General features: G+C 65.8%; 23 protein-coding genes. 13 read left to right on the forward strand and 10 right to left on the reverse strand.

Going from position 1 to position 20088, the window contains the following annotated elements:
- Positions 1-8 precede the first annotated feature (8 nt).
- Positions 9-1019, reverse strand: coding sequence for a fumarylacetoacetate hydrolase family protein (locus B5Y19_RS16290; protein WP_055726419.1), 1011 nt, complete (start codon positions 1017-1019; stop codon positions 9-11).
- A gap of 62 nt (positions 1020-1081) precedes the next feature.
- On the opposite strand from B5Y19_RS16290, the gene B5Y19_RS16295 reads away from it, so the two are divergent.
- Positions 1082-2167 (forward strand): TRAP transporter substrate-binding protein, encoded by a 1086-nt coding sequence (locus B5Y19_RS16295; RefSeq protein ID WP_055726418.1) that lies wholly within the window; start codon positions 1082-1084, stop codon positions 2165-2167.
- A gap of 48 nt (positions 2168-2215) precedes the next feature.
- On the opposite strand, the gene B5Y19_RS16300 is transcribed toward B5Y19_RS16295, so the two are convergent.
- Both B5Y19_RS16300 and hmgA read right to left on the reverse strand, forming a co-directional pair.
- On the reverse strand, positions 2216-3100 hold the full coding sequence (locus B5Y19_RS16300; protein ID WP_176168636.1) for a CHAD domain-containing protein: 885 nt from the start codon (positions 3098-3100) through the stop codon (positions 2216-2218).
- Between the two features lie 37 nt (positions 3101-3137).
- Positions 3138-4496: a homogentisate 1,2-dioxygenase gene (gene hmgA, locus B5Y19_RS16305; RefSeq protein WP_055726416.1), complete on the reverse strand. Its 1359-nt coding sequence runs from the start codon at positions 4494-4496 to the stop codon at positions 3138-3140.
- Positions 4497-4591: 95 nt separating this feature from the next.
- Here hmgA and B5Y19_RS16310 point away from each other — a divergent pair, with 95 nt between their 5' ends.
- On the forward strand, positions 4592-5089 hold the full coding sequence (locus B5Y19_RS16310) for a MarR family winged helix-turn-helix transcriptional regulator (protein ID WP_055726415.1): 498 nt from the start codon (positions 4592-4594) through the stop codon (positions 5087-5089).
- Positions 5090-5227: 138 nt separating this feature from the next.
- Here the strand turns inward: B5Y19_RS16310 and B5Y19_RS16315 are convergent, their stop codons facing one another.
- On the reverse strand, positions 5228-6178 hold the full coding sequence (locus tag B5Y19_RS16315) for a phosphoribosylaminoimidazolesuccinocarboxamide synthase (RefSeq protein WP_055726414.1): 951 nt from the start codon (positions 6176-6178) through the stop codon (positions 5228-5230).
- Positions 6179-6511: 333 nt separating this feature from the next.
- Here B5Y19_RS16315 and B5Y19_RS16320 point away from each other — a divergent pair, with 333 nt between their 5' ends.
- Positions 6512-7621, forward strand: coding sequence for a DUF2865 domain-containing protein (locus B5Y19_RS16320; RefSeq protein ID WP_055726413.1), 1110 nt, complete (start codon positions 6512-6514; stop codon positions 7619-7621).
- A gap of 187 nt (positions 7622-7808) precedes the next feature.
- A complete protein-coding gene (locus B5Y19_RS16325; protein WP_079591725.1) occupies positions 7809-9131 on the forward strand; it encodes an MFS transporter in 1323 nt (440 codons plus the stop codon).
- Between the two features lie 121 nt (positions 9132-9252).
- Here the strand turns inward: B5Y19_RS16325 and gltX are convergent, their stop codons facing one another.
- Complete coding sequence (gene gltX / locus B5Y19_RS16330; protein ID WP_055726411.1) at positions 9253-10593, reverse strand: glutamate--tRNA ligase; 1341 nt, start codon at positions 10591-10593, stop codon at positions 9253-9255.
- Between the two features lie 218 nt (positions 10594-10811).
- Between gltX and B5Y19_RS16335 the strand changes: the two genes are divergently transcribed.
- A complete protein-coding gene (locus tag B5Y19_RS16335; protein ID WP_079591726.1) occupies positions 10812-11462 on the forward strand; it encodes an ASCH domain-containing protein in 651 nt (216 codons plus the stop codon).
- 41 nt (positions 11463-11503) lie between these two features.
- Here the strand turns inward: B5Y19_RS16335 and B5Y19_RS16340 are convergent, their stop codons facing one another.
- Positions 11504-12748 (reverse strand): RNA-guided endonuclease InsQ/TnpB family protein, encoded by a 1245-nt coding sequence (locus tag B5Y19_RS16340; RefSeq protein ID WP_079591727.1) that lies wholly within the window; start codon positions 12746-12748, stop codon positions 11504-11506.
- Positions 12749-12824: 76 nt separating this feature from the next.
- On the opposite strand from B5Y19_RS16340, the gene B5Y19_RS16345 reads away from it, so the two are divergent.
- From B5Y19_RS16345 to B5Y19_RS16370, 6 genes are read left to right on the forward strand one after another with little or no spacing between them, the layout of a single operon-like run.
- Positions 12825-13595 carry a WDGH domain-containing protein gene (locus B5Y19_RS16345; protein ID WP_139384430.1) on the forward strand — a complete coding sequence of 257 codons (771 nt, stop codon included), beginning with the start codon at positions 12825-12827 and terminating at the stop codon, positions 13593-13595.
- Positions 13596-13597: 2 nt separating this feature from the next.
- Positions 13598-13816 carry a PCRF domain-containing protein gene (locus B5Y19_RS16350; protein WP_079591729.1) on the forward strand — a complete coding sequence of 73 codons (219 nt, stop codon included), beginning with the start codon at positions 13598-13600 and terminating at the stop codon, positions 13814-13816.
- The gene (locus tag B5Y19_RS16355; RefSeq protein WP_079591730.1) at positions 13813-14868 is read left to right on the forward strand and encodes a hypothetical protein; all 1056 of its coding nucleotides are present in this window, start codon (positions 13813-13815) and stop codon (positions 14866-14868) included. Before B5Y19_RS16350 ends, B5Y19_RS16355 begins: the two co-directional genes overlap by 4 nt.
- Entirely contained in the window at positions 14861-15127 is a 267-nt protein-coding gene (locus B5Y19_RS16360; RefSeq protein ID WP_079591731.1) for a hypothetical protein, read from the forward strand. The genes B5Y19_RS16355 and B5Y19_RS16360 overlap by 8 nt, the downstream gene beginning before the upstream one ends.
- Positions 15120-15464: a hypothetical protein gene (locus tag B5Y19_RS16365; RefSeq protein WP_079591732.1), complete on the forward strand. Its 345-nt coding sequence runs from the start codon at positions 15120-15122 to the stop codon at positions 15462-15464. Before B5Y19_RS16360 ends, B5Y19_RS16365 begins: the two co-directional genes overlap by 8 nt.
- Positions 15451-15765, forward strand: coding sequence for a hypothetical protein (locus B5Y19_RS16370; protein WP_079591733.1), 315 nt, complete (start codon positions 15451-15453; stop codon positions 15763-15765). Before B5Y19_RS16365 ends, B5Y19_RS16370 begins: the two co-directional genes overlap by 14 nt.
- 803 nt (positions 15766-16568) lie before the next feature.
- Here B5Y19_RS16370 and B5Y19_RS16375 read toward each other — a convergent pair.
- The 3 genes from B5Y19_RS16375 to B5Y19_RS16385 all read right to left on the reverse strand — a co-directional run bounded on the left by B5Y19_RS16375 (position 16569) and on the right by B5Y19_RS16385 (position 18437).
- A complete protein-coding gene (locus B5Y19_RS16375; RefSeq protein WP_079591734.1) occupies positions 16569-17318 on the reverse strand; it encodes an SOS response-associated peptidase in 750 nt (249 codons plus the stop codon).
- Positions 17240-17860 (reverse strand): hypothetical protein, encoded by a 621-nt coding sequence (locus B5Y19_RS16380; protein ID WP_079591735.1) that lies wholly within the window; start codon positions 17858-17860, stop codon positions 17240-17242. The genes B5Y19_RS16375 and B5Y19_RS16380 overlap by 79 nt, the downstream gene beginning before the upstream one ends.
- A gap of 337 nt (positions 17861-18197) precedes the next feature.
- Positions 18198-18437: a hypothetical protein gene (locus tag B5Y19_RS16385; RefSeq protein WP_079591736.1), complete on the reverse strand. Its 240-nt coding sequence runs from the start codon at positions 18435-18437 to the stop codon at positions 18198-18200.
- Between the two features lie 163 nt (positions 18438-18600).
- Here B5Y19_RS16385 and B5Y19_RS26125 point away from each other — a divergent pair, with 163 nt between their 5' ends.
- Both B5Y19_RS26125 and B5Y19_RS26130 read left to right on the forward strand, forming a co-directional pair.
- Positions 18601-18762, forward strand: a complete 162-nt coding sequence (locus tag B5Y19_RS26125) for a hypothetical protein (RefSeq protein WP_176168637.1) — start codon at positions 18601-18603, stop codon at positions 18760-18762.
- A gap of 22 nt (positions 18763-18784) precedes the next feature.
- On the forward strand, positions 18785-18934 hold the full coding sequence (locus tag B5Y19_RS26130) for a hypothetical protein (RefSeq protein WP_176168638.1): 150 nt from the start codon (positions 18785-18787) through the stop codon (positions 18932-18934).
- On the opposite strand, the gene ligD is transcribed toward B5Y19_RS26130, so the two are convergent.
- A complete protein-coding gene (gene ligD / locus B5Y19_RS16395; RefSeq protein WP_079591738.1) occupies positions 18931-19968 on the reverse strand; it encodes a non-homologous end-joining DNA ligase in 1038 nt (345 codons plus the stop codon). The two genes, B5Y19_RS26130 and ligD, sit on opposite strands and share 4 nt — an antisense overlap.
- Positions 19969-20088: the final 120 nt, after the last annotated feature.

A 20088-nucleotide genomic window follows, 5' to 3' on the forward strand; every position in this document is an offset into this window, starting at 1 on the left:
AAGAGATTTCAGACATGGGGCAGGATCTCCTGTTCGATCGCGCCGAAGATGGAATGCCCCGTCGCATCCTTCATCTCGATGCGGACGGTGTCGCCGAAACGCAGGAAGGGCGTCTTCGGTTCGCGCCGCTGAATGGTCTCGACCACGCGCTGCTCGGCGATGCAGCCATAGCCCAGGCCGCCCTCCGCGACCGGCCGGCCGGGCCCGCCGCCGGCATCCCGATTCGAGACCGTGCCGGAACCGACGATCGTCCCGGCCGAGAGCCGACGGGTCGCCGCGGCATGGGCGATCAGCGTGCCGAAATCGAAGGTCATGTCGGTGCCGGCATCGGGCTTGCCGAACAGGTTGCCGTTGACCTGCACCAGCAGCGGCAGATGGAGCTTTCCGTCCCGCCAGGCGGGGCCGAGCTCCTCGGGCGTGACGGCGACCGGCGAAAAGGCGGAAGAGGGCTTCGACTGAACGAATCCAAAGCCTTTCGCCAATTCGCTCGCAATCCGATTCCGCAGGCTCACGTCGTTTGCGAGCATGACGAAGCGGATCGCGGCGAGCGCCTCCTCCCGGCTTGCCCCCATCGGTACGTCGTCGATCACCACCGCGATCTCGGCCTCGAAATCGATGCCGTCCTCCTCGCTGCGGGCGAGGACCGGCTGGCGCGGGCCGAGCGGGGCGTCGCTGCCGCCCTGGTACATCAGCGGATCGGTCCAGAAGCTCTCCGGCATGGGGGCGCCGCGCGCCTTCCGAACGAGATCGACATGGTTCACGTAAGCCGAGCCGTCGAGCCACTGACAGGCGCGCGGCAGCGGCGCGGCGCAATCATGCTCGTGGAAGCGGAAGGAAGGCACCGCGCCGTGCTCCAGCCCCTCGGCGAGGTCGGCGAGGCGCGGCCCATGACGCGGCCAGTCGTCGAGCGCGGCCTGCAGGGTCGCGACCACGGGGAAGGCGTCGGTGGCCCGCGTCAGGTCGCGCGAGACGACGACGAGCCGGCCATCACGGCCATGCGCGAGAGAGGCAAGCTTCATCTCTTTTCATTCCTCCCTGGAAGCGCCAATAAGGACGCAACGAGCCTTCGGGAGGAGACCATATGGAACGTCGCAGCTTTTTGAAATCGGGCGCTCTCGCCGCGGCCGCGACCGGCATCGCGATGCCGGCCGTCGCGCAGACGCAGCCCGAGGTGAAATGGCGCCTGACCTCGAGCTTCCCGAAGTCCCTCGACACGATCTTCGGCACGGCGCAACAGTTCTCGAAATACGTCTCCGAGGCGACCGACGGCAAGTTCGAGATCCAGGTCTTCGCGCCGGGCGAGATCGTCCCCGGCCTGCAGGCGCTCGACGCGGTGTCCTCCGGCACGGTCGAATGCGCGCATTCGCCGACCTATTTCTACATCGGCAAGGACCCGACGCTCGGGCTCGGCACCGGCATCCCCTTCGGCCTGAACGCCCGCCAGCAGCATAGCTGGTGGTATTTCGGCGGCGGCGAGCAGGTCGTGAACGGGGTGCTCGACCGCTTCAACGCCTATTCGATCCCCTGCGGCAATTCCGGCTGCCAGATGGGCGGCTTCTTCCGCAACGAGCTGAAGAGCATCGACGACCTGAAGGGGCTGAAGTTCCGCATCGGCGGCATGGGCGGCGCCGTGCTCGCCAAGCTCGGCGTCGTGCCGACGCAGATCGCGCCGGGCGACGTCTATCCCGCGCTGGAGCGCGGCACCATCGACGCGGCCGAATTCGTCGGCCCCTATGACGACGAGAAGCTCGGCTTCATCCGCGTCGCGAAATACTACTACTATCCCGGCTGGTGGGAGGGCGGCGCGATGCTGCATCTCATCATCGGCAAGGACGCCTGGAACAAGCTACCGAAGCACTATCAGGCGATCGTCCAGAACGCCTGCGAGGCGGCCAACAACTGGATGCTGGCGAAGTACGACTTCGTGAATCCGGGCGGCCTGCGCCGGCTGGTGGCGCAGGGCGCGCAGTTGCGCGGCTTCCCGCTGCCGGTGATGGAGGCGGCGCTCAAGGCGGCCGAGGAGTACTACGCCGAGACCGCGGCGAAGAGCCCGGACTTCAAGAAGGGCTACGATTCGATGGTGGCGTTCCGCGGCGAGAACCTGCTCTGGTGGCAGATCGCGGAGCTCTCCTACGATACCTTCATGAACCGGCTGAAGGCGCGCTGAGGCGGCCGCCGCGGGCGCTTTTCGCCCGCCATCGCCACCGGATCCGGATCAGGCCAGCCTGGTCCGCGGGGGCGGATTGCACTCCATTGCGGTGCGCAGGTGGGCGCCGGCGCTCCTGGGGCGGCGATCGAGGAGGCGGTCGGCCAGGCGGGCCGCCTTCTGCCGCCGCTTGCCGATCTCGCGCTCGATCCTGTGCAGCACCCGTGCATCGTCCTCGCCCGCCGGCGCGCCGGCCAGATAATTGCGGGCGAGGTCGAGATCGAAAACGTGACCGAGATGAGTGCGCAATCGCTCCGCCGCCTCCGCCTGCTTCCGCAGCCGCGCGGAGCCGGACGACTGGAAGAAGCCGCACTGATACCCCAGATCGACGACCGCACTGCGCCAGCGATGTAGCCGCTTCAGGCCCATCCGGCGTGGATCGCGGCGGGCGCCTCGCCGCGCGCGCCGGTAGCTGCGCCGGTAGGCAAGCACCAGGAAATCGCCGGTCTCGCCCGCGACCGACCATTGCTCCATCGCCGCCGATAGCCGTCGCAGTTCGGCACGAACGGCGTCGCCCTGCTCGCGCAGCAGCTTGCCGGCCTCGACCGCCGCCTCCTCCGCGGGCGGGATGCGCTCGAATCCGACGCGCTTCAGCGCCGCGGCAATGACCGTGGCGTCACGGGCCGCGCCAAAGGCGCGACGCAGGCGTCCGATATCGGCCCGGACCTCCCCCGCCCCCTCCGCGAGCCTCGCCGGAGCCAGCCGCAACAAGGCTCGCCACGCCTTCATCAGGCGGCGGAACTCGTGGACACGCTTCTCGAGCGACGGCGCACCGCGGTCGAGCACCGCCAAGGCGCGAACCGGCATCTGGCGGCAGGAGCGCAGCCAGTGCCGCGCCCAACGCCGCATCATCGCCGCTTCGGCGGCCGGTTCGCTCGCATCTGCCTTGGCCATGCTGGGCTCCGCTTCGCATCGGCACTCGATCGGCATTCTACCACGCGTCCGGCTTCGTCGGATCGAAGCGCTTCCTGAGTCCGTCCCAGCAGGCGACATAATCGGGCTGGCGATGGGGAGAGCGTGCCGCATAGCCGGTCAACCTCTGCGCGAAACGCGTCTCGAACATGAAGGCCATGGTGCCGGTCAGCTTGACCGGCTTCTGCTCGCTCGTGGAGGCATGCTCATAGGCCGAGGCATCCGGGCCGTGCGGCAGCATCATGTTGTGCAGGCTGAAGCCGCCCGGCGTGAAGCCCTCCGGCTTGGCGTCGTAGACGCCGTAGATCAGCCCCATGAACTCCGACATGATGTTGCGGTGATACCAGGGCGGCCGGAAGGTGTTCTCGGCCACGGCCCAGCGCTCCGGGAAGATGACGAAGTCGACATTGGCCGTACCGGCCGTCTCCGAGGGCGCCGTCAGCACCGTGAAGATCGACGGGTCGGGATGATCGAAGGAGATCGCCCCCACCGGCGAATAGTGCCGCAGATCGTATTTGTAGGGTGCGTAGTTGCCATGCCAGGCGACCACGTCGAGCGGAGACTGGTCGATCGGCGTGGCGTACAGTTCGCCGCCCCATTTGGCATGGAGGGTCGAGGGCTCCTCGCGGTCCTCATAGGCCGCCACCGGCGTCAGGAAGTCGCGTGGATTGGCCAGGCAATTGGCGCCGATCGGCCCGCGGTCCGGCAAGGTGAAGGAGCCGCCATAGTTCTCGCAGACATAGGCCCGGGCCGGCCCACCGAGGAGTTCGACGCGGAAGACGACGCCGCGCGGGATGACGCAGATCTCGCCCGGCTCGATCTCGATGATGCCGAACTCCGTGAAGAAGCGCAGCCTCCCCTCCTGCATCACGACCAGATACTCGCCATCGGCGTTGAACATGTATTCGCGCTGCATCGAGGCCGTGACGAAGAGCAGATGCGCCGCCATGCCGGCCTGGCTGTCGGCGTCGCCGGCGGTGGTGACGGTGTGCAGGCCGGTGACGAAGGTCAGCACCTCATGCGGGATCGGGACCGGGCTCCAGCGCAGCTGGCCGATCGGCAGATCGGCCTCGTCGCGGCACGGGGCGGTGCGGATCAGCCCCCGGTCGACCTTGCTCCAACGGCCGCCATGCTTGACGCTCGGGCGGATGCGATAGAGCCAGGAGCGCTCGTTGGAGGACCGCGGCGCGGTGAAGGGCGAGCCCGAGAGTTGTTCGGCATAGAGCCCATAGGCTGGCCGCTGCGGCGAGTTGCGGCCGACGGGCAACGCGCCCGGCAAAGCTTCCGTCTCGAAGGAATTGCCGAATCCTGACATGTAGCCCGGTGTCACGCCGACGCCCTGGCGCGCGACAGCATCGGTTTTCGGCTGTATGGTCATCGCTCTCTCCCGCAGATGGCCGCCGATCGCGTCGGAGGTAGGCGACTGCGATCCAGACGTTGCCCCGGGCCGAGAATTAGTTACAAGCGCAACCAATGTCAACGAAACCCCTGCCTCAAAACCAGAACGAGACGCTCCAGCTCGAGCGCTTCCTGCCCTATCGGCTCAACGTCGTCGGCACCCTCGCAAGCCGCGCGCTCGGGCGCATTTACAGCGAGCAATTCGGGATCGGCATTCCGGAATGGCGCGTGGTCGCGCAGCTGGGCGAATTCGGCAAGCTCACCTCGCGCGACATCGGCGAGCTCGCCCAGATGCACAAGACCAAGGTCTCGCGCGCCGTCTCCGAGCTCGAGAAGCGCGGCTTCGTCTCGCGCGCCGAGAACCGGCAGGACCGGCGCGAGGCCTTCGTGACGCTGACGGCGGCCGGGCGCCGGGTCTATGAGCAGATCGTGCCGCTCGCGCTCGGCTTCGAGGCGCGCTGGGTCGAGGGCATCTCCCCCGACGAGCTCAAGCTGTTCGAGCGCGTGCTCTCGATCCTGACCGAGCGCGGCCGCCACCTTGCCGGCGGCTATCGCGGCGAAGACGGCGCCTGAGGCGGGAGCGCCTGGCGCGCCCGTCATTGCGAGCATAGCCAAGCAATACGGAGCGAACCGGGGCGAACGCTTCGCCCGGTCCTTCCTGGATTGCTTCGTCGCTTCGCTCCTCGCAATGACGCGGAGGCTGAGTCCTCGTCAGAAATACCGCGCGAGATTGCGCCGGATGCGCTGCAGCGGGTCCTCGCCCTTCGGAGGATAGGCGAAAGCCGTGCCGGTGATGGCCTCGAAGGCGCGGACATAGACCGCCGAGGTCTGGTCGACCAGCTCCTGCGGGATCGGCGGCAGCGCCTCCTTGTAGGGGTCGCAGCGCGCCACCACCCAGTTGCGCACGAAATCCTTGTCGAAGGATTCCGGCTTGCCGCCGGCCGCGAAGCGGGCCGGATAGCTCTCGGCAAACCAGTAGCGGCTCGAATCCGGCGTATGGATCTCGTCGGCCAGCAGGATGCGGCCCTCGGCGTCGGTGCCGAACTCGTATTTGGTGTCGGCGAGGATGAGGCCGCGTTCGCGGGCGAGCTTCTGGCCCCGCGCGAAGAGCGCGAGCGCATAACCGGAGACCGTGTCCCACTGCGCCTGCGTCAGCAGCCCGCCTTTGACGATCTCGCGCTCGGACAGCGGCTCGTCATGGCCGCCGTCGAAGGCCTTGCTGGTCGGCGTGATGATCGCCCGCGGCAGCTCCTGGTTGTCGCGCAAGCCGTCAGGCAGGGTGATGCCGTACATCTCGCGCCGGCCCTGCTTGTAAAGCGTCAGGGCCGAGGTGCCGGTCGTGCCGGCGAGATAGCCGCGCACCACGATCTCGACCGGCAGGATCTCGAGCCGCCTGCCGACGACGACGTTCGGATCGGGATATTCGAGGACGTGGTTGGGGCAGATGTCGGCCGTCTGCTCGAACCAGTAGCGCGCGGTCTGGGTCAGCACCTGGCCCTTGAGCGGGATCGAGGCGATCGCCCGGTCGAAGGCGGAGAGCCGGTCGGTCGAGATCAGGATGCGCCGACCGTCCGGCAGATCGTAATTCTCGCGTACCTTGCCCCGATAATAGTTCGGCAGCTCGGGGATAACGGCTTCGTGAAGAGGCAGGAAATCGGACATGGCGGGGCTTGCCTCTCTGGTGATCGCGACGACCGGCGATGCTGCGCCGTCCCAGGCTTCTAGAACATGTTCTGCCGGAGGGGGAGTTTTCCACCACGGCCGCAACCGAGTCTTCCCCCGGATTGCTGCGATTGCCCGAATATGGCATGCGGAAGCGCGTGCTTGGAGCGGAGCCCCACCCGTGGGAACGCAGGCCGCTCCATAGTTCCGTCGTGTTTGGCGGGTGTTCTTGGCAGATGTTCTTAAAGGCAGGGCCGCTGGCCGACCCGCCTTTCGACACCGGATGACGTGACCCGACCTGCGATGATCCTGCGAATTTCCCGACGGTTCGGCATGGCCCTGCTTGTGCTGGCGGCCCTGAGTGGCGCGGCCGCCGCGCAATCGCCGGCCTGCAACGCCTGGCGGGCCGAGCTCGAAAGTCTGCAAGGGCGCAGCGGCGGCGATCCCCGCGCCGCGCAGGCCGCGCAACGCGTCGGTGGACAACTCGCCCAGCTCAGCAACCAGTACCGTGCCATGGGCTGTGATCGCGGCTTCGGCTTCTTCGACTCGGCGCCGCCGCAATGCGGCGCCATCCGCGGGCAGCTCGGCCAGCTCCAGGCGCAGTACGACAACCTGCAGCGCCAGGCCCAGGGCGGCGGCGTCGAGCAGCGCCGCGCCCAGCTCGCCGCGGCGATCAACAACAACTGCAGGGCCCAGCCGCGCGGCTTCTTCGAGACGATCTTCGGCCTCGATCCGCGCCGCGGCGAGATCGACTCCACCCTGCCCGAGCTCGACCCGGAGGAGCCGACCGAGCCGGCGAAGCCGCGGCTCGGCGGCCCGCAGACCGTCTGCGTCAGGACCTGCGACGGCTATTTCTTCCCGCTCTCCAACAACAGCGGCAATGCGGACGAGATGTGCCAGGCGCTCTGCCCGGGCACCGAGACCCTCGCCTATGGCATGAGCAGCGGCGGCGACATCCAGAACGCCGCCTCCCGCTCGACCGGCCAGCCCTATGCCTCGCTGCCGAACGCCCTGAAATACACGCGCAGCTTCGACGCGGCCTGCACCTGTCGCGGCCAGGGCGAAAGCTGGTCGGCGGCCCTGCGCAATGCCGAGTACCTGCTCGACAAGCGCAAGGGCGACGTCATCCTGACCGAGCAGCGCGCGGCCGAGCTCTCGCGCCCGAAACCCGACCCGAAGCGCAAGGCCACGGCGCCGCAGCCGACGCCGGCCGCCCCCTCCACCCCCGACATCGCCGAAGAAAAGCCGATGCCCTCGGAGAATTCGCCAACGTCGGGAACTGAATCCGCAGGCGTCGGCCCCGACACGGTCGGCGAGAAGGTGCTCGACAAGCAGGACGGCCTGAAGAGCGAGTCGCGCAGCGTCACCGGCGAGCGCCGCTCAGTCAGGATCGTCGCCCCCAATCTCGCCCCGAACCTGAGCCCCCAGCTCGTCAGGCCCTGATGCGGAAAAGTTCCATGCGACATCGGCATGGAGGACGGGACGCGATGACTGAGACAGGCCATGGACGCATGGCCTGATCTGACGCATAAGAAGTGATCTAGCCGCCCTCCGGGAGGCCGCCAGACCCGCCCTCGCGACGCTACGTGCCGCGCTCGCCTCTGACGCTCCCCAGTCTCAGCAGGCCGCCATGTCCGACACCGCCGCCGCCCATACTCCGCATCCGATCGAGCTTTCCGACGCGAAGCGCCGCATCAAGGCGATCTTCATCGGCTCCGTCGGCAATCTGGTGGAGTGGTACGATTTCTACGCCTACACCGCCTTCGCCCTCTATTTCGCCCCCCACTTCTTTCCCTCGCACGATCCCGTCGTGCAGCAGCTCAATGCCGCGACGCTGTTCGCGGCCGGCTTCATCGTGCGTCCGGTCGGCGGCTGGCTCTTCGGCCAATTGGCAGACCGGTATGGCCGGCGCCTGTCGCTGATGGTGTCGGTGCTGATGATGTGCTTCGGCTCGCTGATCATCGCCTTCACGCCGACCTATGAGACGATCGGCTTCGCCGCCCCGGCGCTGCTGGCACTGGCGCGGATCATCGAGGGCCTGAGCCTCGGCGGCGAATACGGGGCGAGCGCGACCTACCTCACCGAAATCGCCGATCCGGAGCATCGCGGCTTCTATTCGAGCTTCCAGTACGTGACGCTGATCGGCGGCCAGCTCACCGCCATCCTGGTCCTGCTGCTGCTCCAGAACGTCTTCCTGACGCATGAGCAGCTCGTCGCCTGGGGCTGGCGCATTCCCTTCGTCATCGGGGCCCTGCTCGCCATCACCGCCATGTTCATGCGGCGGCATATGCAGGAGACCGAGGCCTTCGAGGCGGCAAAGGGCACGATGAAGCGCGAGAGCTCGCTGAAGGGCCTGCTGCGCTATCCGCGCGAGGTCGCGATCGTGGTCGGCCTCACCGCCGGCGGCACCGCGGCCTTCTACACCTTCACCACCTATATGCAGACCTTCGTGAAGCAGACAGTCGGGCTTTCCGACATCGTCACGACCTATGTCATCGCCGGCTCGCTGATCTTCGCCTCGATCCTGCAGCCGATCTACGGGCTGATCTCCGACAAGATCGGCCGCAAGCCCGTCCTGATGTTCTTCGGCATCGCCGGCACGCTGCTCACCGTGCCGATCCTGACCACGCTCGCCGGGACGAAATCGGCCTGGATGGCGTTCCTGCTGATCTGCGGCGCCTGGATCTTCACCGCCGGCTACACCTCGATCAACGCGGTCGTGAAGGCCGAGCTGTTCCCGACCGCGGTCCGGGCGACCGGCGTCGCCGTACCCTATGCCGTGACGGTCTCGATCTTCGGCGGCACGGCGCCGGCGATCGCGCTGTTCTTCAAGCAGCAGGGCCACGAGCAGTGGTTCTTCTACTACCTCGCCGGCATGATCTTCATCTCGTTCCTGGTCTATGCGCTCATGCGCGACACCAAGCACGCCTCGGCGATGAACCGGCACGAGTGAGGGCACGGCTTCCTCTCGTCATGGCCGGGCTTGTCCCGGCCATCCACGTCTGCCTTCATCGAGACCCGTGTTCAGGACGTGGATGCTCGCCACAAGGGCGAGCATGACGGTGTGCGCATCTTCAGGCGCTCTCGCCGGCCAGCCGCTTCAGCGCCTTGTCGCGCCCGATGAGCGGCAGCAGCGCCGCCAGCTCCGGGCCGTGATCCAGCCCCGTCAGGGCCTGGCGCAGCGGCATGAACAGCGCCTTGCCCTTGGTTCCGGTCGCCGCCGCGACGGCCTGCGTCCAGTTCTTCCAGGTCGTGGCGTCGAAAGGCTCCGGAGGCAGCAGGTCGGCCGCCGTAGCGGCGAAGGATACGTCCGCGATCACCGGCGCGGCCGGTCCCTGAACGACCTGCCACCACAGCGCCGCCTCATCCAGCCTCGCAAGGTTGCCGCGCACCGCCAGCCAGAACGCCTCGCCACCGCCCACGCCCAGCGCCGCCAGCCGGTCGGCGACCGCCTCGAACGGGAAATGATGGAGGGTGCGGGCGCTCAGCGTCTCCAGCTCATGCTCGTCGAATTTGGCCGGCGCCCGCGAGACATGGGCAAGCTCGACCAGCCCGGCGAGCTCGTCGAGGCTCGAGACGGGGCGCACGGCATCGGAGGTGCCGACGAGCGTCGCCAGCGCCGCGACCGCGAGCGGCTCGACGCCGCTCTCGCGCAGGCCGCGCAGCGAGAGATGCCCGAGGCGCTTGGAGAGTCCCTCACCGCTCGCCGTGGTCAGCAAATTGTGGTGGCCGAAGGCCGGCAGGCTCGCGCCCAGCGCCACGAAGATCTGCGCCTGCACGGCCGTGTTGGTGACGTGATCCTCGCCCCGGATGACATGGGTCACGCCCGTCTCGATGTCGTCGACCACCGAGGGCAGCGTGTAGAGATAGCTGCCGTCCTCGCGCACCAGCACCGGGTCCGAGAGCGAGGCGCAATCGACATGGGAGGGGCCGCGAACCAGATCGTCCCAGGTGATCTGGCCGGGCTCGAGGAGGAAGCGCCAATGGGGCTTGCGCCCCTCCGCCTCGAAGGCCGCCTTCTGCTCGGCCGTGAGCTTGAGCGCGGCCCGGTCGTAGATCGGCGGCAGGCCGCGGGCGAGCTGGCGCTTGCGGCGCCGGTCGAGTTCGTCGGCCGTCTCGTAGCAGGCATAGAGGCGCCCCGCCCCGCGCAGGCGCTCCGCCGCCGCATCGTAGATCGCGAGCCGCTCGGACTGCTTGATGACCAGATCGGGCGCGATGCCGAGCCAGCCGAGATCCTCGGCGATCGCCTCGGCATATTCGGCCTTCGAGCGCGCGAGATCCGTGTCGTCGTAGCGCAGCAGGAACCGCCCGCCATGGCGGCGGGCAAACAGCCAGTTGAACAACGCCGGCCGGGCATTGCCGATATGGAGGTAGCCGGTGGGCGACGGCGCGAAGCGAACCAGGGGCGATGTCATGGCGCGGCTTATCGCGCGTTTGCGGCCGGCCGACAATCGCGTCCTTGACCGCGTTTCCCCATCGTTAACCGCGTATCAGCGTAGAAGCCGCCAAGCAATTGGCGCTGTTTCACTCGCGTTTGCAGCGTCAACCAGAACGGGCGCGTACGAAGCGAGAACCGGCAAGAACGCTGAAAACCAGACTCAACCCCTCTCCTTCCCCAACCGGACCTCCTCCCATGGGTGAGCGGGCGCACACTCCGGGGCGGGGGCGGCCCATCCTGTTCAGCGCGCCGATGGTGCGCGCTCTGCTGGCCGGCACGAAGACGCAGACGCGGCGGGTTTTCGTTCCGCCTGCGCCTTATGCGCCGACCGATGACATCAGCGTCGGGGTCGCTGTCGGCAGCATTGCGCCGAAGATCAAGGTCGGCGACCGCCTGTGGGTGCGCGAGGCTTGGCGCACAACCGGTTGCGATGGCCGATCGGACTATCTGCCTCCGCGCGATCTTCAGCCTCACCCGGCTTGGTACGAGGCTAACGGCACCGCCCCGGCTGGTGAACTAGTCGGCAAGCTCAGGCCCTCGATGTTCATGCCCCGCTGGGCCTCCCGCCTGACGCTGACCGTCACCGATGCCCGCGTGCAGCGGCTTCAGGATATCAGCGAGGAGGATGCCGAAGCCGAGGGCTATCCGTCGAAAGAGCAGCGCGCGACCAGCGGTGTTGCCGAGATCCGCGATGCCTATCCGATCGCTTGGTACTCGTGGCTTTGGGAGCAGATCAACGGCGTCGGCTCATGGGAAGCAAACCCTTGGGTCGCGGCCTACAGCTTCACCGTCGAGCGCCGGAACATCGACGCCCCCGCTACCGCCGCCAAGACTGGAGGCGAATGATGGGGGAGAGACGGACCAAACGGACCGTGCCTGAGACTGGGTTAACATCCTCCCCCGGCTTCAGCCTGGGGATTTTCGGGGAGAGGAAACTCCCTTCCAGTTCGCACTTCGCCGGGGGGCTTATGCCCTTCCTCCATGCGCATAGACGCCGTGTTCCGGCGCAGAATATTGATCGCAGCGTTATGGTCGGCATGGGCGCGGAATCCGCAATGCTGACAGACAAAGGCCGCTTGGCTTTCGCGGCTCTGACTCTCCACGGCTCCGCATTCCGAACATGTCTGCGAGGTGAAGGCGGGGGAGACCTTCAGAAGGCGTCCCCCGCGTTCGTCGAGCTTGTAGGCGAGGATGGTTTCGAAACCGAACCAACCCTGGTTAAGGATGGAGCGGTTGAGCCCGCTTTTCTGCCGAACCATGCGGCCCGGCTCCTCGATCGTTCCTCGTGCCGAGGCGGTCATATTGCGGATGTTCAGGTCTTCGAGAACTACGCAGCCGAAGCTCCTGCTGATGTCGAGTGCGGCCTTGTGCTGCCAGTCGCGACGGATGCGGGCGCGGCGGGCGGCCAGTCTCGCGCAACGTTGAAGCTGCCGAAGTCTGCGCGCCGATCCTTTCTTTCGACGCGCCAGTGTGCGCTGAGCAACACGCTGTCGCCGCTCGATAGCTTGGAGGCTTGCCGGGACGGACATCCGTTCACCGGTCGAGAGCGCGAGCGTGTTCGCTACGCCGCGGTCGATGCCGACGGGCGGGCAAGTATTGGCCGGGGCAAAGTGCTCAATTTCGCAGGCGAAGCTGGCGTGCCAGCCGAGTGCGTCGAGCGAGACGGTAACGTTTTTGACCGCGCCGCGCAGCGGGCGCGTGTCGCGGAATTTCACCCAGCCGATCTTGGGCAACCGAACAGCCGACCATTTGGCACTGACCTTCTCGACCTCGACTTCCCGCCCCTGAAAACGGAACGCGTCATTGATGCCCTTCTTCCGCGGGGTCGGATAGCGAGAACGGCCCCTAAGGAAATTGCTGAAGGCCTTGTCGAGGTCACGCAAGGCCTGCTGCTGGCAGGTTTGTGTGACGGCGGCGATCCAGTCGTATTCAGCGCGGAGCCGTGTCAGCTCTCGGCATTGGGATGCATAATTGAAATGCCGCCCAGTCTCGCTGTTGTATTGCCGCCACCAGTCGCGACGCTGCTCAAGGGCGAGATTGTAGACCAATCGGCAGACGCCAGCGAACTGGCGGAACAGAGCCTCCTGTTCGGAGCTGGGAGACAGCTTGTAGCGGAGGCCACGATTGATCACTCGCCGATTCTAGCAAGCCTTTCAGAATCTTCAACTTGGCGCAGGGCGACAACCTACCCCCATCAGGAGGTTGGACATGTTTGATCGTGCCTCATTGGTCGAGAGGACGGCCCGCGAAAGCGACCCTCAGACCATCGCCAAGCAGGCCGTCCTCGACGCCCTCTCGGCCAAGGACCGCGAGCTGGCGGAGGCGCGGGCGACCAAGGACGGCGCCTACGCCGAGCGAAACCAGTGTGTTGCGCTGATCGCCAAGTTCGCTTGGGCGCACGGTTGCCGCGTCGGTATCGCGAAGACGGCCATCGAAGGATGGGACGAGGCTTGGCACGGCTGCGTCTACATCGACCTGCCGACCGGGCAGGTGTCATGGCACTATCACGATAGCGACGCGCACCTCTTCGACTTCCTGGCACCGTATCAGGGCGAATGGGACGGCCACTCGACGCCCGAGAAATACGCTCGCGTCAATGCCGCCTATCCGATCCGGCCAACCGTCCTTGAAACCGAACTGGCGGAGGCGCGGGAAGAAATCGAGAGGCTGAAGGGTCTTCTGAATGCGAACGGCAAGCCGCGCTTCAATGAAGCGATGCGCCGTCTCGAAAAGGCCGAACGCGAGCGCGACGAAGCCATGGCCGCGCTGCGGGAGAAGGAGGAGGCGCATCTGTCAGGGCTCGCGTCGGACATCGCTCGCGAGATTGAAGCGCACGACCTGTTCGATTGCCCGGAGGGAACGACCTACGTCCGCGCCGCGCAAGCTATCGCTGACCGCTTAGTCGAGCGGTTCGGCCGCGCCATCTCCGTCCCACCTGTTTCCGGCTCGCGTGAACAGCGCGGGAACGAGGAGGGGTGAGGATGGCTGACATCCCAGCCGAAGACCTCAAAGTCGAGGCGTGGCCTTACGGGAAGAGCCCCGGCGGCCAGCGGTGCGGCACGCATCCTGGCGTGAGGGTCACGCACATTCCGACCAACACCACCGCGACCGTCGAGTGCGCCGGTTCGCAGTTCCGCAACAAGGAGATCGCGCTGGAGATGATCCTGGCGGCGGTCACGCACCTGAGGTTCCGCCCATGACGTCTCCCAACCCGGCGCGCGATGGCTGGAAGCTGGTGCCCGTCGAGGCGACGCTTGACATGCAGCACGCCTATTTCGACGAGATCGACCGCAACATGAAGCGCGTCGAGACTGACGCTACGTTTGGCCGATACAGCAACCACCGTCTGGCCTATGCAAAAATGCTCGCCGCTGCTCCCGCCGCCAAGCCCCCTGCGAGCGGGGTGGATGCGGTGGCGGTGAAGGCCATCGCTTGGCTCCGCGCCCGAAGTGAAAACATCTCCTACAAGGCGACCGTCCGCGACATCGACGAAGCAATTGCAGCTGTTTCCCTCTCCCCGGCCGCGACGAGCGGGTCGGAGGCTGGGGGCGAGATGCGAGCGCAGATCACGCCATTCTCAAGCGTCGTGGGGCAGTCTGTCTTGCTGACCGATGAGACTGGCGCGGCGCTGGCGCAGCTCAGCATCTCCATTCCCGACCCGAACAAGCCTTATCGCGAAACGGCGGAGGAGATCGCCCGCGTCATCGAACTGGCGATCAACCAGCCGCCATCGGAGGAGGTTAAGCGCCTGCGAGTTCGTCTGGGCGATCTGATGATTGAGGACGCCAAGCGGATGGCAGCCCTCGCCAAGCCCGCCTCCTCGCCTGCGGGCGGGGATGTGGACGATCTGCGCAGGTCGCTCGACCAACTCATCAGCTACTGCAAGCCGGTCTCTGAGGCCCACGTCCAACGGGTCTCGAAATGCATCGATCGCATTTGTGCCCTGTCTCCGCCCACCTCTGCCGCTGAGCCGGTGGCGTGGATCGCGAACTGCTGCCATTGCGGGCGGATCGTCGATACCCGCGAGGAGAAGGAAGGCGGCGACAAGTTCGGCTGCGAGCTGACCGATGGGCGCTGGACCTGCTCGCCGGAATGCTGGGATGCCGTCGTTGAACCCGACGCCACCCCACCCGCTCCCGCTGCGGTGGACGGGCAGAGGGTGAAGGCTCCGCTGGACGCAGAAGACGAGATGGACCCCGCTGGCCGCATCCGCGCCTGTCTCGCCACCGATAAGGAGGGGGGCGATGTCTGACCTCGCGAAGTTCGACGAGGCCGTGCTTGCTGCCATCAGCAAGGCACCGGGCCGGGCCACCTACGTCCTGCGCAACATGATGACTTGGCCAAACGATCACTGGAAGGTCGGCTTTTGGCCGGCGCTCGAAACGTCCGCGGTCCTCCGTGCCTGTCGCCGCCTCCAAAAACGCGGGCTGATCGAGGAATCCCCAACTGCCTATGCCGTCATGAAGTGCTGGCGTCCGACCCACCCCCGCCAGGAGAGCGGCCATGGCTGAGAAGATGAAACTCCCGGACTTTGACCGAATGCTGTACGGCGGGCTCACATTTCTTCGTCAGCCGGATAGCCTGCTGATGACCGACGCGATGCGCGGAAAGCTGCAGGCCGCTGCAGAACCGATTCTGGTCAGCAAGTCTGAGGAAGCCGCATTTCGATACGCGGGAATGGAAATCCTCGCCTACCCGGTTGGCACCGTTGTTCTGCACAAGCGGACAGGCCAGAAGATGGTCATTGAAGAGAATTCGGTGCTGACCGCCATCCGAGAAGATGTCGTGATCGCGTTGCCCGAAAGCCGCGCCGCCCTTCAACAGGAGCCCCGACATGACCGCGATTGATGAGAGGGCGCTGGCGGCGGCTTTCGATATCCTCTGGCCAGCTCAGGAGTGGAACGGCGAGGAGCGCGTTTGCAGGGCGGCTACACGCGCTACCATAACCGCCTACCTCCAAGCCCTCCGCCCCGGCTCTACCGGAGAGACGGAGGGGTGGGTGCTTGTGCCGAAGGAGCCGACGATGAAGATGCTCGAATCCGGCATGGCTGCAATGAGGGTAGCACTATCCGACGGCCTGCCGCGCGATCAACGTCAGGCGGCCGGCTACCGCGCCATGCTCGCTGCGGCGGGAGGGCGCGATGAGTGACTGGGCTCAGATCAGAAGCGCTCCGAAAGACGGGCGAGATATCGAGGTCCTGACATCAGGCGGCTTTGAGATGAAAGCCCGTTGGGAAAGCCGCGGCTTCATCAACGAAGCTGGCGAGGATTGCGGGGCCTGGGTCGCCAGTGAGGAGGGCAAGCACCCGCCATGCTGGTCCGAAGGTGCCTGCTGGGAATCCAATGAGGACGAAATGCCCTCAGACCCGCCTATCATGTGGAGGCCCTCCCCATGACCCGCCCCACCGGCTTCACCATAGCGACCACCTTCCTCGCGCTTCTCGCTATGGCTGCATGGGGATGGTGGAGCGGGGAATGGCGGTAGGATGCGCGTACACCCGACCCTCATCCTGACAGCCGCCATGATGGCGCTAGGATTCGTGCTGATCTACGGGTGGCTGACAGGGGCTTGGCGCTAGGTCCAAGCTCCGTTTCAAAGCATGACGGCTGTTAGACCTTCGGGGGCAGGCTCCCACGGTCAAAGACCGGGACAGATTCCGTGGGCACTCCGGGACGACTGCCTACTGGAATATCCTCTGCGGCCTTACGCACGGCTTCTTCGGATTCGGTCAGACCATCGGGAGTATCGTTTGCATCGCTCCCTTCGTCGTGAACATTGGTGCGCTCGCTTTTTCGCCGGCCGGTTTGCACTGGATCCGAAGCAAGCGGGCTCTCCGTTGGTGTGACGACCTGCCTCTCATCTTCAAGCAGTGCTGGATTTTCTCGCTGCTTTGGCATGGCGCTCTCCTTCATTGGAGTAAGCCATGTAGCTCGCGGTTTGTTCCTTGGCGGTTAGAGTAAGGCAGCCTGTGCCGGGAGCTCGTCTTCGCCGTTGTCCCCATCCTTCTTGCCGCCGCGAGCAACGATATCGAGAGAGCCGTCGGGCAGAGGTCGTTGTAACGCCCTCGCCTGCTCCCATGGCGCCGTCATCCAGGTCTCGCATTCTTCGGGCGTCGTCAGTATCACCGGCATCGCCTTGGGGTGGATTGCACCAACTTCGGCATTCGGTTCCGTCGTCAGGAAGGCGTAGAGGTCGATCGTCTCTTCGCCTGTCTTGATCTTGCGCACGCTGGTCCACTGAGGAGCCCAGATCCCGGCGAAGAACGCCGTCGGCCGCTCCTCACCGAACGCAAACCAGTGGTTCCCACCCGGGCCCGGTTCAGCGAATGAATTGAACGGCACCAGACACCGGCTCTCGACACCGAGCCAGCGCTTCCAATGCGAGCTCGAGGTGTTGCGCACGTTCGTCGTCCCGCCATCGGGTTCCATGCGCAGAAGCTGATCGAAGTCGACCTCTTGGCCCTTCGCCCGCAGCTTGTCGGCCCGCTTGGTCGCCGCGTCGAGAAGCGCCTTCTTAGACGAAGGCATGCCCCAGCGTGTCATAGCGAGGCGGGGGCCACCGGCATCATTCCGGACGATGGGCGCAGCGTAGTCCGGGAAGATGCCCGGCTGCGGCGGCATGTTCACACCCGCTGCGTCGAACTTCGCGAAGAGCTTTCTGATCGCCTCGACGTTGCGGGTATGGCTGTAGAGGTTGCACATGGTGTTCGCCTCTGGCTCTGATCGATGATGTTCTGCGGCAAACGCGCGCCAATGAACAGTCGGGCCGTCTCATCGGCTGTCAGGATCATGCCGCCGTGCTCGTCGACGAACGCCACGGCAAGGCCGAAATCCGTGGTCCGGATGTGGATCGCACCGAGATCAAGGTACTCCTCGACGCGAAAGCCCGTCCCCGTCTCGTCGAGCCAGGACGAGAACTCGCGCGCCGCCGTCCTCACCTCCGAAGGAGCCAGCGAAACCACAACGCCGTAAGGCCATTCCGGCAGGATCAGCGCCTCCTCGATCAGATAGTAGTTGCCATCGTCGCTCGCTCCGTTGAACGGTCCCGAGACCTCACAGCCATAGCTTCCGGCGGTCTCCCTCAACAGATCGAATGGCAGATTGAGCTCGAGCATCGCGCTCTCGGCGATGACGCAGGGCTGTCCGGTTTTGATCGCTTCGGCCGCCAAGGCGGCGACCAGTTCAATCCCCTCCGACACGGCGCCGGCGCGGCTCTTGTGAAGGCGCGGCTGGGAGTTGGTCATCCTTCCCTCCTTCGATCAGGGTGAGTTCCGACAGCGATGGCGGCAGATCAGGCGGATCGGTCCGCCGCAGATCCGGGCAATAGGCCCCGCATTTGGCGCCGTATTTCTGGGGCTTCCGGGCCGGGTTCCACGGTGAATAGGCGCAGGTCCCGATGAAGGCGATCACTATCCCGCCAACCGAAATCCGGCTGCCGTGTTTCGCCGCGATGTCCGCGACCCGATAGCTCCCGCCCCGCCGGCAGTAGTGGCAACTCAGGTGCAGGACGGTCCACGGGAAGTCCCGCAGCTCGGTCGCTTCTGTCGGCCTGAATGTTCGATTTTCCTGTCCCATGGTGCTTCATCGCTCAGGCTCCCGTATCGGCCTGGCGCCCCGCGAAAACAGGCCACGCACGAAGCCGAACGATACCGAGCGATCAGCATCGCTCAAGGCCGCCGTGTAAGCGGCATTGGCCTCCTTCAAGGCGCGGTAGGTCGCGCGCAGCGCGGCTCTGTCGGTTCCAAATTCGTCGACAAGCTCAACGATTTCCCATTCGAATTCGTCGGCTTCCGGCGGCTTCTGTAGCGGCTCGGCTGACATGGTTCTCGTCCTCGGATATGAGAACAATATGAGAACAAAACAGAGCTTCGAGTCAATGCCCTGGATTCGCCCGGGGGATGTGGCTGGGGGCGCAAGGACCATCGGGCAGCATCTTTCGAGGGGGTTCTGCCTCGTCGAAATCTGGTGCCTCGAATGCATGTCCATGGGCGAGATCATGGTCCACGACCTGCCGCCCGGCATGGCAATCGCCAAGGTCTGGAAGCGCTACCGCTGCAGCGACTGCGGCGGAAAAAACCTGTGGTCCGGCGTGAGTTGTGCTGAGATCGTAGCGCGCGATCAGGCGGGCCTGTTGGGCCGGCTCTGACCAGCGCAGGTGGAGGTCTCGAATGCAGATCGCTACGCAGGCAGAATACGACGCAGCCATCGACCGGATCCAGGCCCTGACCGGAGCGCCGGAAGGTAGTCCCGAAGAGAAGGAACTCTTGAAGCTCGTCCTGGCTGTCGAGATCTGGGAAACGAAGCACCGGATCGGCTAAGCCGGGATCTCATAGACTGCTGCCTCATCGGCCTCCTCACGCAGGCCTTTGAAAGAGGCGTGCCGGAGCTTGCCATCGTCGGTCCAGGCGCGAAATGCGATCTCGGCGACCAGGGCCGGCGCGATCCAGCGATAGGTTTGGCGCCGGCCTTGCATCGAAACGGCAGGCTTTGGAGTGGCGAGACTGTCCATCTGATTGCGGAGCGCGGTGGCGCTGGCCTGGGTGAAGCCCGTGCCTACGCCGCCGACATAGACCAGCCCGTCGCCCTTGCGCGCGGCAAGCGCCAATCGCCCAATGCCGCCAAGGGCCACGGTCGAAGGCTCATAGCCAATGATGACGAAGCTCTCGGACTGAACGCATTTGATCTTGAGCCATTCACCGCCCCGGCCAGACCGGTAAGGCGCCCTGCGGCTCTTGGCGATGATGCCTTCCAGGCCCATCTCGCAGGCCGTATCGAGCAACTCGGCGCCAGTGGCCGCGATGTCCTCGCTGAAGCGGATCGGACCACCCAAACCAGAAAGGAGATGGCTCAGCAGCGCGCGGCGCTCGACCTGCTCCATGCGGCGAAGGTCATGGCCGTCGAGATAGAGGAGGTCGAATGCATAAAGCATTGCCTCACCCGCGTTGCGCTTACCGCCTCGGCCGCCCAGAGCACGTTGCAAAGCGCCAAAGTCAGCGCGGCCCATTTCGTCGAGGACGACTGCTTCACCGTCGAGGATTGCGGTGTCGACGCCCAGGCGCTTGGCGCCGGCCACGATCGATGGGAAGCGATGCGTCCAATCATGGCCGCCGCGGGTTACGACGCGGACGTTCGCGCCGAGCTCGACGTGGACAGCCAGCCGGTAGCCATCCCACTTGACCTCATAGGCCCAATCCGGTCCCGCCGGGACCTTGCTCGCCAGCAGAGCCAGGCACGGCTCGACGCGATCAGGCATAGGATCGTGGAAGAGATCCGGGAGCGCGTCATTCGGCCGGGTGAGCGCCCCCTTGACCGTATCGCCGCCCAGCCCGGCCCTCAGAACCCGACGCACCATAGACGCAACTCCCGGACGGCACCGAGTTGCAAACGGGCCGCAGCGCGATTCGTTCCCCCTTGCCGAAGCTGGATCGTGGCGCTTTAATGGCGAAAGGGGGAGCTACGCCCCTTCCCGCGA

The organism is Allobosea thiooxidans, assembly GCF_900168195.1.
In the GTDB taxonomy this organism is placed as follows: Bacteria; Pseudomonadota; Alphaproteobacteria; order Rhizobiales; family Beijerinckiaceae; genus Allobosea; species Allobosea thiooxidans.

Coding starts and splice junctions, on each gene's coding strand:
- B5Y19_RS16310 (WP_055726415.1), top strand. CDS start 4,592: ATGTCAACGAAACCCCTGCCTCAAAACCAGAACGAGACGCTCCAGCTC.
- B5Y19_RS26125 (WP_176168637.1), top strand. CDS start 18,601: ATGGGCGAGATCATGGTCCACGACCTGCCGCCCGGCATGGCAATCGCC.
- B5Y19_RS16360 (WP_079591731.1), top strand. CDS start 14,861: ATGTCTGACCTCGCGAAGTTCGACGAGGCCGTGCTTGCTGCCATCAGC.
- B5Y19_RS16295 (WP_055726418.1), top strand. CDS start 1,082: ATGGAACGTCGCAGCTTTTTGAAATCGGGCGCTCTCGCCGCGGCCGCG.
- B5Y19_RS16320 (WP_055726413.1), top strand. CDS start 6,512: ATGGCCCTGCTTGTGCTGGCGGCCCTGAGTGGCGCGGCCGCCGCGCAA.
- B5Y19_RS26130 (WP_176168638.1), top strand. CDS start 18,785: ATGCAGATCGCTACGCAGGCAGAATACGACGCAGCCATCGACCGGATC.
- B5Y19_RS16355 (WP_079591730.1), top strand. CDS start 13,813: ATGACGTCTCCCAACCCGGCGCGCGATGGCTGGAAGCTGGTGCCCGTC.
- B5Y19_RS16380 (WP_079591735.1), bottom strand. CDS start 17,860: ATGACCAACTCCCAGCCGCGCCTTCACAAGAGCCGCGCCGGCGCCGTG.
- B5Y19_RS16325 (WP_079591725.1), top strand. CDS start 7,809: ATGTCCGACACCGCCGCCGCCCATACTCCGCATCCGATCGAGCTTTCC.
- B5Y19_RS16375 (WP_079591734.1), bottom strand. CDS start 17,318: ATGTGCAACCTCTACAGCCATACCCGCAACGTCGAGGCGATCAGAAAG.
- B5Y19_RS16365 (WP_079591732.1), top strand. CDS start 15,120: ATGGCTGAGAAGATGAAACTCCCGGACTTTGACCGAATGCTGTACGGC.
- B5Y19_RS16370 (WP_079591733.1), top strand. CDS start 15,451: ATGACCGCGATTGATGAGAGGGCGCTGGCGGCGGCTTTCGATATCCTC.
- hmgA (WP_055726416.1), bottom strand. CDS start 4,496: ATGACCATACAGCCGAAAACCGATGCTGTCGCGCGCCAGGGCGTCGGC.
- B5Y19_RS16315 (WP_055726414.1), bottom strand. CDS start 6,178: ATGTCCGATTTCCTGCCTCTTCACGAAGCCGTTATCCCCGAGCTGCCG.
- ligD (WP_079591738.1), bottom strand. CDS start 19,968: ATGGTGCGTCGGGTTCTGAGGGCCGGGCTGGGCGGCGATACGGTCAAG.
- B5Y19_RS16345 (WP_139384430.1), top strand. CDS start 12,825: ATGTTTGATCGTGCCTCATTGGTCGAGAGGACGGCCCGCGAAAGCGAC.
- B5Y19_RS16335 (WP_079591726.1), top strand. CDS start 10,812: ATGGGTGAGCGGGCGCACACTCCGGGGCGGGGGCGGCCCATCCTGTTC.
- B5Y19_RS16350 (WP_079591729.1), top strand. CDS start 13,598: ATGGCTGACATCCCAGCCGAAGACCTCAAAGTCGAGGCGTGGCCTTAC.
- B5Y19_RS16300 (WP_176168636.1), bottom strand. CDS start 3,100: ATGGCCAAGGCAGATGCGAGCGAACCGGCCGCCGAAGCGGCGATGATG.
- B5Y19_RS16385 (WP_079591736.1), bottom strand. CDS start 18,437: ATGTCAGCCGAGCCGCTACAGAAGCCGCCGGAAGCCGACGAATTCGAA.
- gltX (WP_055726411.1), bottom strand. CDS start 10,593: ATGACATCGCCCCTGGTTCGCTTCGCGCCGTCGCCCACCGGCTACCTC.
- B5Y19_RS16290 (WP_055726419.1), bottom strand. CDS start 1,019: ATGAAGCTTGCCTCTCTCGCGCATGGCCGTGATGGCCGGCTCGTCGTC.